The following is a 10,644-nucleotide window of genomic DNA, read 5'->3' as shown; positions in this document are numbered from 1 at the left end:
GGACCGGGTCAACTCGTCCCGAGCAGTCCGCGGACGACGCGCAGCCCGACCGAGAGCCGGGCCAGGTCGGCCGCGTCGTCGGCGCAGATCTCCTCGAGGGTGGCGGCCGCCCGCGGGACGAGGACGCCGTCGGCGTCCTCCCAGGCGGCGATCCGGACCGGGGCCGGGTCATCGGCGGAGGTCGTCGCCAGCACCTGCGCGGTGAGCTGGGTGTGCACGTCGTGCAGGTCGTCGCGCAGCGCCGCCCGGGCCATCGTCTGCCACCGGTCGTCGCGCGGCAGCCCCAGGATCCGCTGGACGAGCGCGGCCAGGCCGAGCCGCTCCCCGAGCGCGAAGTGCACCCGGGCGACGTCGGCCGGGTCCAGCTCCTCGCGGGCTGCGACCTCCACGATCCCGAGCAGCACGTAGGCGGGTGGGAGCACCGCGACCCGGCTGGCCAGGTCGGACGGGACGCCCTCGCCCTCCAGTCGCTCGCACCGGTCCTGGTACGCCGCGAGCTCGCGGCCGGTCATCAGGTCCGGCAGCTCGGCCATCACCCGCTGGACCGGCCCGGAGAACTGGTCCACGGTCCCCTGGCTGTCCAGCGGCGGCCGCCGGTTGTTGACCAGCCACCGCGAGGCCCGCTCGACGAGCGTGCGCATCTCCAGCCGCATCCGGGTCTGCACCGCGGCGTCGAGCTGGTTGTCGAGGGTCCGCAGGTCGTCGCGCAGCGGCAGCGAGCCGAAGATCTCCCGGGCCACGAAGTTCGCGCGGGTCAGCTCGGCGCCGGTGGCGCCGGTCTCCCCGGACAGCCGCGGCCAGAACGTGATGCCGGCGCCGTTCACGATGTCGTTGACGACCTGGGTCACGATGATCTCGCGTCGCAGGGGGTGCTCGTGGATCTGCGGCCCGAAGCCGTCCTGGACCGGCTGCGGGAAGTAGGCGCGGAGGTCCAGGTCGAGGTAGGGGTCGTCGGGCAGGTCCGAGACCAGCAGCTCCTCGGCCAGCGCGATCTTCGTCCAGGCGAGCAGCACCGACATCTCCGGTGTGGTGAGGCCCGCACCGCGGTCGAGCCGACGACGCACCTCCCGGCTGGTGGGCAGCCCCTCGAGCTCCCGGTTGATGAAGCCGTCGCGCTCGAGCCTGCGGACCCACTCCTCGTGGACGTGCAGCATCGAGCCGGCGTTCGCCGCCGCGTTCGCCAGGGCGAGGTTCTGCTCGTAGTTGTCGCGCAGCACGAGGTCGGCGACCTCGTCGGTCATCTCGGCCAGGAGGGCGTTGCGCTGCTTCTCGGTGAGGTCGCCGTTCTTGACCACCCGGTCGAGCAGGATCTTCAGGTTCACCTCGTGGTCGGACGTGTCGACCCCGGCGGAGTTGTCGATGAAGTCGGTGTTGATCCGGCCGCCGTGCCCGGAGTCGGCGGTTGCGGGCCCGCCCTCGAGGGCGTACTCGACGCGGCCCAGCTGGGTGAAGCCCAGGTTGCCGCCCTCGCCGACGCAGCGGGCCCGCAGGTCGCGGCCGTCGACGCGGATGCCGTCGTTCGCCTTGTCCCCGGCGGCGGCGTTGGTCTCCTCCGAGGACTTCACGTAGGTGCCGATGCCACCGTTCCAGAGCAGGTCGACCGGGGCGAGCAGGATGGCGCGCATCAGCTCGGCCGGCGTCATCGACTCCACGTCGCTCGCGATGCCGAGCGCCGAGCGCACCGGGTCGTTGAGCTGGATTTTCTTCAGCGACCGCGAGTAGACGCCGCCACCCTCGGAGATCAGCGCGTGGTCGTAGTCCTGCCAGCTCGAGCGGGGCAGCTCGAAGAGCCGCTTGCGCTCGGCGTACGACGCGGCCGCGTCCGGGCTCGGGTCCAAGAAGATGTCGCGGTGGTCGAAGGCCGCGACCAGGCGGGTGTGCTCGGAGCGGAGCATGCCGTTGCCGAACACGTCGCCGGACATGTCGCCGATGCCGACGCAGGTGAAGTCCTCGGTCTGGCAGTCGACGCCGCGCTCCCGGAAGTGCCGCTGGACCGCGACCCACGCGCCCCGGGCGGTGATGCCCATGCCCTTGTGGTCGTAGCCGACCGAGCCGCCGCTGGCGAACGCGTCGCCGAGCCAGAAGCCGTAGTCCTTGGCGACGCCGTTCGCGATGTCGGAGAACGCCGCGGTGCCCTTGTCGGCGGCCACCACCAGGTAGGAGTCGTCGCCGTCGTGGCGCACCACCTGCTCCGGCGGCACCGTCTCCCCGTCGACCAGGTTGTCGGTGATGTCGAGCAGCCCGGAGATGAACGTCTTGTAGCAGGCGATGCCCTCGGCCAGCCACGCGTCCCGGTCGCCGGGGTCGGGGAGCTGCTTGCAGAAGAACCCGCCCTTCGCGCCGACCGGCACGATCACGGTGTTCTTCACCATCTGCGCCTTCACCAGGCCCAGCACCTCGGTGCGGAAGTCGTCGCGACGGTCCGACCAGCGCAGGCCACCGCGGGCGACCGCGCCGAAGCGCAGGTGCACGCCCTCGACGCGCGGTGAGTACACGAAGATCTCGAAGCGCGGCCGCGGCTCCGGGAGGTCTGGGATCCCCGACGGGTCGAGCTTGAACGAGATGTAGGAGCGCACCCCGCCGTCGCGAGACGCCTGGAAGTAGTTGGTGCGCAGCGTGCCCCGGATGTGCGCGAGGTAGGAGCGCAGGATCCGGTCGTGGTCGAGGCTCGCGACGTCGTCGAGGGCGCGAGTGATCCGCTCCTCGATCTTCGCGGCCCGGGTGTGGTCGGCCGTCGGGTCGAACCGGATCTCGAAGAGCAGCACCAGCAGCCGGGTGATGTCGACGTTGTTGCTCAGCGCGTCGTGGATGTAGTCCAGCGCGAACGGCGAGTTCCCCTGGCGCATGTACTTGGCGTAGGCGCGCAGCACCGTCGCCTGCCGCCAGGTGAGGCCGGCCCCGAGGATCAGCGAGTTGAAGCCGTCGATCTCGTTGTGCCCGCCCCACACGGCGCGGATCGCGTCCTCGAACAGCTCACGGGAGTCGTCCGGCAGGGCCCGCTCGTAGCGCAGGCCGAACTCGTAGATGTAGGTCGGCCGTTCGAGGCCGTCGAGGTCGTAGGGCCGCTCGTCGACGACCTCGACCCCCATCGAGGACAACATCGGGAGGACCTCCGAGAGCGACAGCGGGGGTCCGATCCGGTACACCTTGAGCCGGGCCTCGCCCTGGCCCGCGTCGAGGTCCTGGTGGAGCGACAGGTCGAGCCCGGCGCCGTTCTCGCCGACCCGCACCGCCTCGAGCCGGCCCAGGTCCAGCGCCCCGATCCGGGCCGGGAAGTCCTCCTTGTAGGCCTCCGGGAACGAGTCGAGGTAGCGGCGGGCCAGCCGCGCGCCGTCCTCCTCGCCGTACTCGGCGAGCACCGCGGAGGCGAAGTCGTCGCGCCACGACCGGGACGCCTCGAGCAGGCGCCGCTCGAGGTCGGCGGAGTCGACCTCGTGGATCGCCGAGCCCTTGGGCGGGTGCACGACGAAGTGCACCCGGGCCGTCGTCGACTCGGTGAGCCGGACGGTGAACTCGACGGTGTCGCCGCCCAGGCTCTCCCGGAGGATCTCGGAGAACCGCTCCCGGACCGCGGTGTTGTAACGGTCGCGGGGCAGGTAGACGAGCACCGACACGTAGCGCCCGTAGGTGTCACGCCGGATGAACATCTTCAGCTGGCGGCGCTCGCGCGCGTGCATGGCGGCCTGGGCCATCGGGGCCAGCTCGTCGACGCTGGTGTGGAACAGCTCGTCGCGCGGGTAGGTCTCGAGGGTGTCCATCAGCGCCTTGCCGTCGTGGCTGTGCGGCGAGAAGCCGATGCGCTTGAGGACGGCCGTCGCACGGTCGCGGAGCAACGGGATGCGGGTGAGGGACTCGGTGTAGGCCGCGCTGGAGAACAGGCCGAGGAACCGTCGCTCGCCGACCACCTCACCGTTCTCGAACTTCTTCACGCCGACGTAGTCGAGGTACGCCGGGCGGTGCACGGTCGATCGCGAGTTCGCCTTGGTGAGCACGAGCACGGTCTTCTCGCGCGCCTTCGCCGCGGCCTGGGCCGGCAGCTTGCCCGAGGACGTCGCCATGTCCTGGTCGGCACGCAGGATGCCGAGCCCGGTGCCCGGGACGCCGCGCAGGTGCTCGCCGTCGTCCTGCCGCTCGAGGTGGTACTCGCGGTAGCCGAGGAACGTGAAGTGGTCCTCAGCGAGCCACTGGAGCAGGTCCCGCGCCTCACGGACCTCCTCGGCGTCGACACCGTCCGGCGGCTCGACGGTCAGCTCGTGGACGATGTCGGCGACCTGGGCGTGCATCTTCGACCAGTCCTCGACCGACTCGCGCACGTCGCGCAGCACCCGCTGGATCGACTCCTCGATCCGACCGTGGTCCTCGCCCTCGGGGATCCGGTCGATCTCGACGTGCATCCACGACTCCCGGCCGAGCTCGCGGCCGGTCTCGTCGGAGTCGGTCGCGTCGGCGCCCGGGTTGACCTCGCGCAGCTGGCCGGTGATGTCGCGGACCACGTCGAAGAGCGGGTGGACGACCAGATGCACGTCGCGCATCTGCCGCGAGAGCTCCATGGTCAGCGAGTCGACGAGGAACGGCATGTCGTCGACGACGACCTCGACGACCGAGTGCCCCGCGGCGGACCAGCCCTGGTCGCCGGGCGTCGGCGTGAACACCCGGACCCGAGCGGTGCCCTGGGGTCGCTCGGCGGCCAGCCGGTAGTGCGACGCGAACGCGCCGTACACGTCGACGGCGGAGCGCTCGCACACGTCCTCGGGGGCGACGTGGCGGTAGTAGGCCCGGATCAGGTCGTCGATGGCGTCGTGCGGCGGGCTGCCCGTCCCCTTGCCCTTGCGGGCGAGGGCAGCGGCTTCGGACAGCAGCTCGGACAGGTCCTGCTCACGCGTCGTCGTTGACACGGGTCCGACATTAGGACGCCGTCGTCCGTCCACCAACACCGCCCCGCCGAGTCGGCGTTTCGGGGCTCCTACAGCTCGCTGCGCAGTCCCCATAGGAGCGGGTAGTACTGGACCGGCAGCCGGGAGCGGAGGTACGACGAGCCGCTCGACCCGCCGGTCCCGGACTTGCTGCCGATCATCCGCTCGACCATGACGACGTGCCGGGCGCGCCAGTTGGCGGCGAGCTCGTCGTGCTGGAGCAATCCCTCGGACAGGGCCCACACCACGGCGTACCGGGTCCGGTCGTGGGCGGCGGTGCGCAGCGCCGCGGAGACCTCGGCGTCGGAGTCGGCGGCGAAGCCGAAGGAGCGCAGCATCGCGAGGAACGCGTCCCAGAGCGTCGGCTCCGACAGCCGCGCGTCGAGCCGCGCCTTCTCGGCAGGGGTGATCCCCCGGAACCGCTCGAGGTACGCCGGGTCCTTCGCGCCGGAGAGGAACTCCAGCTCGCGGAACTGCACCGACTGGAACCCGCTGGCCGGAGCGAGCCGTTGCCGGAACTCCAGGAACTCCTGGGGCGTCATCGTCTCCAGGACGTCGATCTGCTGGACCAGCACCCGCTCGATGACGTGCACCCGCGTGAGCAGGTGCTGGGCCCACCACAGCCGGCCGCCGGCCTCGCCCCCGAGCATCGCATCGCGCGCGGCGGAGACCTCGTGCAGCAGCTGCTTGAACCACAGCTCGTAGACCTGGTGGATCGTGATGAACAGCAGCTCGTCGTGCGCGGGTGGGTCCGACTCCAGGTGCTGGGCCTCCAGCAGCTGCGGCAGTCGCAGGTAGCTCCCGTAGGTGAGCTGGGCGCCCTGCTCACCGAAGGACACGAAGTTGTCGCTCATAGGCCCGACCCTAGGGCTCCACGACCTGTACCACCGCGCGGTGCGGCCGCCCCGGGAGCGACTCCGCGGCCTGCGTGGCGGCGAAGCCGACACGCGAGACGCGGGCATGATGTGGGGCATGAGGTTCCGACACGAGCTCCACTACGACGCCGCGCCGGCCGCGGTCTTCGAGATGCTGGCCGACGCCGCGTTCCGCGAGGCCGCCTGCGCGGCCCAGGACGTGATCTCGGCCGAGGTGACCCTCGAGCGCGACGGCAACGGCTTCACGCTGAGCGTCGACCAGGAGCAGCGCACGGACGACCTACCGTCGTTCGCGCGCACCTTCGCAGGTGCGTCGACCCGCGCGATCCAGCGCGAGACCTGGACGGACACGACCGGCGGCACCCTGCAGATCGACACCCCCGGCAAGCCGTCCACGCTCAAGGGCACGATCACGTTGCGCCCCGAGGGCTCCGGGACCGTCGAGATCGTGGAGCTCGAGATAAAGGTCAAGCTCCCGCTCATCGGCGGCAAGCTCGAGCACCTGCTCGCCGACAAGGTCACCGCCGGGATGGACGCCGAGCACGGCGTCGGCGTCGAGTACCTCGCGGGCCGCTGATGTCGCGCCGTCTCACCCACCAGATGACCTACGCCGCGCCCCTGGCGCAGGTCGTCGAGATGCTCGCCGACCCCCGCTTCCGGGAGGGGGTCTGCGAGTACCAACGGGTCGTCAGCGCCGACGTCGAGATCGACCGGTCCGGCGACGCGATGACCGTCCTGATCGAGCAGGTTCAGCCGGCCGCGGGGATCCCGTCGTTCGCGAAGAAGTTCGTCGGCGACGAGATCCGGATCGTGCAGCGCGAGGACTGGTCCGCCCCCGATACCGCCGAGCTGCACGTCACGATCCCGGGCAAGCCGGGGCACATGGACGGCACCATCACCCTCGTGGAGTCCGGCGGGACCACCGTCGAGACGGTCGACGTGGAGATCCGGGTGAACCTGCCGCTGGTCGGCGGCAAGATCGAGGGGCTGGTCTCCGACCTGCTCCGCAAGGCCCTGGTGGCCGAGGAGAAGGTCGGCGCCCGCTACCTGTCGGCGTGACCGCCGGCGTGACTGCCGGCGTGACTGCCGACGCGACTGTCGGTCTGGCTGGTCGCGGTGCTCTCGGTCCGGGCGTCCTCGCGACGGTCGGCGCGCCGCCGCAGCCAGGCCACCAGGCCGAGCAGCGCGAACGGGCCGAACGCCAGGATGAGCGTGAGCGCCTGCTCGACCGGGTGCAGGGCACCCAGGTGCAACGGGATCATCAGCCCATCCTCAGCCCAAGTAGGGGTAGCGGTAGTCGGTCGGCGGAACGAAAGTCTCCTTGATCGAGCGCGGCGACGTCCAGCGCAGGAGGTTGACCGCCGCGCCGGCCTTGTCGTTGGTGCCGGACGCGCGGCCACCCCCGAAGGGCTGTTGGCCCACGACGGCGCCAGTGGGCTTGTCGTTGATGTAGAAGTTGCCGGCGGCGAAGCGGAGCTCGTCCTGGGCCCAGGCGATCGCGCGGCGGTCCTGGGCGATGACGGACCCGGTCAGCGCGTAAGGGGCGATCGACTCCATGCCCCGAACGACCTTCTCGAAGTCGCCGTCCTCGAAGACATGCACCGCGAGGATCGGGCCGAAGTACTCGGTCGTGAACATCTCGTCGGTCGGGTCCCCGCCCTCGACCACGGTCGGGTCCACGAACCAGCCGGCCGAGTCGTCGAGGGTGCCACCCACCACGATGTCGAGCTTGCGGGACCGCTTGGCCCGCTCGATCGCCTTCCGGTGCTTGGCGAAGGCTCGCTCGTCGATGACCGCGCCCATGAAGTTGGAGAAGTCGGTGGGGTCCCCGACGGTGATCGACTCGATCTCGGCGAGGAAGGAGTCCTTCATCCTGGTCCACACCGACCGGGCGACGTACGCGCGAGAGGCGGCCGAGCACTTCTGACCCTGGAACTCGAAGGCGCCGCGGATCATCGCGGTGCGCAGCACGTCGGGGTCGGCCGAGGCATGGGCGACGATGAAGTCCTTGCCGCCGGTCTCCCCCACGATCCGCGGGTAGGACCGGTAGTTCTCGATGTTGTTGCCGACCTCGCGCCACAGGTGCTGGAAGGTCGGGGTGGAGCCGGTGAAGTGGATCCCGGCCAGGTCCGGGTGGGCCAGCGCCACCGCGGAGACGTCGATGCCGTCGCCGGGAAGCATGTTGATCACGCCGGGCGGCAGGCCGGCCTCCTCGAGCAGCTCCATGGTCAACGACGCGGCCAGCTGCTGGGTCGGCGAGGGCTTCCAGATCACCGTGTTGCCCATCAACGCCGGCGCCGTGGGCAGGTTGCCCGCGATCGCGGTGAAGTTGAACGGCGTGATCGCGTAGACGAACCCCTCCAGGGGCCGGTGGTCGGTCCGGTTCCAGATCCCCCGGCTGTTCGCGATCGGCTGGTCGGCCAGGATCTCCCGCGCGTAGTGCACGTTGTAGCGCCAGAAGTCGATCAGCTCGCACGCCGCGTCGATCTCCGCCTGGAACGGCGTCTTGGACTGCCCCAGCACCGTCGCGGCGTTCAGCCGCTGGCGCCACGGCCCGGCCAGGAGCTCCGCGGCCTTGAGCAGGATGGCTGCCCGGTCGTCGAAGTCCATCGCCCGCCACTGTGGCGCCGCCTCGCCCGCAGCCTTCACCGCCGCCCGCGCGTCGGCCTGGGTGGCGTTCTTCAGCACCCCGAGCACGTGCTGGTGGTCGTGCGGCTGCACCACCGCGACCTCCGCGCCGCCCCCGGCCTTCCACCGCCCGCCGATGTAGGCCCGCAGGCTCTTCTGTCTCTTCTCGAGCCGCTCGATCTCGACCAGCAGCGACTCCCGCTCGGGAGTGCCGGGTGCGTAGGTCAGGTTCGGCTCGTTGACCGGAGCCGGGGGGTGGGTCACAGCGTCCATGCCTGCGAGCGTATCCACCGGGGTGCGACGGTACCGAGTCGGCGGTCAGTCGAGGAGGTGCGGGATCTCCTGGGTGGCGAACCACGCGAGGTCCTCGTCGGGGTCCGCATCGGCGGGGCGGTCCTCCGCGTCGGCGTGCACCGCCACGACCCGCTTGAGCGGAACCGTCCACCCGGGCTCGGGCTCGCGGTCGAGCTCGGCCACGACCACGACCCGCCGGCCGGGGCCCGCCACGAGGACGGCCGAGGCGGCGGCCGCGGTCATCAGGGCGTCGTACTCCGCCTCCTCGTCGTCCTCGGCGCCGTCGAGCACGACGACCTCGTCGGTGACCGCGAACCCGCCCTGGGCGTGCTGCTCGGCGAGCAGGGCGATCGTGGTCGGCAGGTAGGCCCGGACCGTCACGACGGCTCCTCGGGGGGCTGCCGCTTCTTGCGTCCACGGGGGGCGCGGCTGCGGCTGCCGGACGCGGAGTCCACGAGCTCGTCGAGCGCCTCCTGGACGCACGGGCCGAGGAGGTCGGCGTCGGGCAGCAGGTCGCGATCGGCGGTCAGGCCGTAGTACACGTGCCCGTCGTACGACGTCACCCCGATCGCCAGCGGGTGGCCCTCGAGCAGCGGCGGGACCGGGTAGGTCGAGACCATCCGGGCCCCGGCGGCGTACAGCGGCGCCTGCGGACCGGGGACGTTGGTGACGCTGAGCTGGTACCCGCGGCGGCGCTCGACCGTGGCGACGCGGGAGCCGATCGCGTGGAAGGTCGCCGGCGCGAAGCCGGACATGCTGGCCAGCCGGCTGGCCCCGACCGCGCGACCGGTCTCCTTGTGCGCCTGGAAGGAGTACGAGACCTGGTGGAGGCGCACCACCGGGCTGGCCTCCCACACCGGCAGGTCGACGAAGTGGGCGGCGATCTGGCTCCCGAGCGAGGTCGCCTCGAGCTCCTCGTCGATCACCGAGACCGGGACGACGGCTCTGATCTGCCGGATCCCGCGCATCGACTCCCCGCGGGTCATCAGCCAGGCTCGCAGCGCGCCGGTGACGGTCGCGAGCACGACGTCGTTCACGGTGCCGCCGTGCGCCTCGCGGACCTTACGGTAGTCGGCGAGGTCGGTGCGCACCGCGACGATCCGGCGCTGCTGCGACAGCGGCCCGATGATCGGCGAGTCGCCGGCGACGCTGCGGTTCGCGAGCGCGTCGAAGACGCGGCCCGCGGACCGGGCGCTCGAGGCGGCCCCGCGCAGCACCGACCCGGTCGTGCTGAGCAGCGTCTCGGCCACGGTCTCCGGGCCGGTCAGCGAGTCGTGGACCGCGCCGGCCATCAGCGCGATGGGCGAGGGGCGGGCGCGGGCCCGCCAGCCGTCGGCGCCCAGCTCCTTGGGCTCCGGCGACTTGTCGAGCAGCACCTGGCCCAGGTCGACGGTCTCGATGCCGTCGACCAGCACCTGGTGCGACTTGGTGAGGATCGCGACCTGGCCGTCGGCCAGCCCCTCGACGAAGTACATCTCCCACAGCGGGCGGCTGCGGTCCAGCGGGCGCGACACGATCCGCGCCACCAGGTCGCGGAGCTGGTCGAGGGTGCCCGGCCGGGGCAGCGCGGAGCGGCGTACGTGGTAGCCGATGTCGAAGTGCTCGTCGTCGACCCACACCGGGTTGGCGAGGCGGCCCGGCACCGGCTGGACCCGCTGGCGGTAGCGCGGGACGAACGAGATCCGCTCCTGCACCAGCCGGACCAGCCGCGCGTAGTCGAAGCCGGACTGGCCGGGCTCGAAGATCTCGACGGTCGCGTTGTGCATCGGCGTCGACGCGGACTCCTCGGCGAGGATGGCCACGTCACGCGGACGGAGCCTCTCGGTCATGGTGTCCCTTTCGTCGCACCGCCGGGGCGGCGCATCGGGCGTTGGTCCGACGTGCGATCCTGACGAACGTTACCGAGGTCGACGCAGCCCCAGCAGCAGGGCCGA

At 71.4% G+C, this 10,644-nt stretch carries 8 protein-coding genes; 2 read left to right on the top strand and 6 right to left on the bottom strand.

Going from position 1 to position 10,644, the window contains the following annotated elements; genetic code table 11:
• Window positions 1-8: 8 nt before the first annotated feature.
• Both NOCA_RS07610 and NOCA_RS07605 read right to left on the bottom strand, forming a co-directional pair.
• Window positions 9-4,988: an NAD-glutamate dehydrogenase gene (locus NOCA_RS07610; protein WP_083768092.1), complete on the bottom strand. Its 4,980-nt coding sequence runs from the start codon at window positions 4,986-4,988 to the stop codon at window positions 9-11.
• Window positions 4,964-5,767, bottom strand: coding sequence for a tryptophan 2,3-dioxygenase family protein (locus tag NOCA_RS07605; protein WP_011754686.1), 804 nt, complete (start codon window positions 5,765-5,767; stop codon window positions 4,964-4,966). The genes NOCA_RS07610 and NOCA_RS07605 overlap by 25 nt, the downstream gene beginning before the upstream one ends.
• A gap of 118 nt (window positions 5,768-5,885) precedes the next feature.
• Here NOCA_RS07605 and NOCA_RS07600 point away from each other — a divergent pair, with 118 nt between their 5' ends.
• Together NOCA_RS07600 and NOCA_RS07595 are read left to right on the top strand one after the other, a co-directional pair.
• Window positions 5,886-6,365, top strand: a complete 480-nt coding sequence (locus NOCA_RS07600; RefSeq protein WP_041546367.1) for a DUF2505 domain-containing protein — start codon at window positions 5,886-5,888, stop codon at window positions 6,363-6,365.
• Window positions 6,365-6,847: a DUF2505 domain-containing protein gene (locus tag NOCA_RS07595; protein WP_011754684.1), complete on the top strand. Its 483-nt coding sequence runs from the start codon at window positions 6,365-6,367 to the stop codon at window positions 6,845-6,847. Before NOCA_RS07600 ends, NOCA_RS07595 begins: the two co-directional genes overlap by 1 nt.
• Here the strand turns inward: NOCA_RS07595 and NOCA_RS07590 are convergent.
• From NOCA_RS07590 to NOCA_RS07575, 4 genes are read right to left on the bottom strand one after another with little or no spacing between them, the layout of a single operon-like run.
• Window positions 6,832-7,050, bottom strand: a complete 219-nt coding sequence (locus NOCA_RS07590; protein WP_011754683.1) for a hypothetical protein — start codon at window positions 7,048-7,050, stop codon at window positions 6,832-6,834. The two genes, NOCA_RS07595 and NOCA_RS07590, sit on opposite strands and share 16 nt — an antisense overlap.
• 10 nt (window positions 7,051-7,060) lie before the next feature.
• On the bottom strand, window positions 7,061-8,689 hold the full coding sequence (gene pruA / locus NOCA_RS07585) for an L-glutamate gamma-semialdehyde dehydrogenase (protein WP_041546366.1): 1,629 nt from the start codon (window positions 8,687-8,689) through the stop codon (window positions 7,061-7,063).
• A 45-nt stretch (window positions 8,690-8,734) separates the two neighbouring features.
• Window positions 8,735-9,091: a DUF6912 family protein gene (locus NOCA_RS07580; RefSeq protein WP_011754681.1), complete on the bottom strand. Its 357-nt coding sequence runs from the start codon at window positions 9,089-9,091 to the stop codon at window positions 8,735-8,737.
• Window positions 9,088-10,539 (bottom strand): WS/DGAT/MGAT family O-acyltransferase, encoded by a 1,452-nt coding sequence (locus tag NOCA_RS07575; RefSeq protein ID WP_011754680.1) that lies wholly within the window; start codon window positions 10,537-10,539, stop codon window positions 9,088-9,090. The genes NOCA_RS07580 and NOCA_RS07575 overlap by 4 nt, the downstream gene beginning before the upstream one ends.
• Window positions 10,540-10,644 lie beyond the last annotated feature (105 nt).

Origin of the sequence: Nocardioides sp. JS614, from assembly GCF_000015265.1 — a bacterium.
In the GTDB taxonomy this organism is placed as follows: Bacteria; Actinomycetota; Actinomycetes; order Propionibacteriales; family Nocardioidaceae; genus Nocardioides.
The sequence above is the reverse complement of the archived record's forward strand: the minus strand, read 5'-3'. Positions and strand labels throughout refer to the sequence as shown.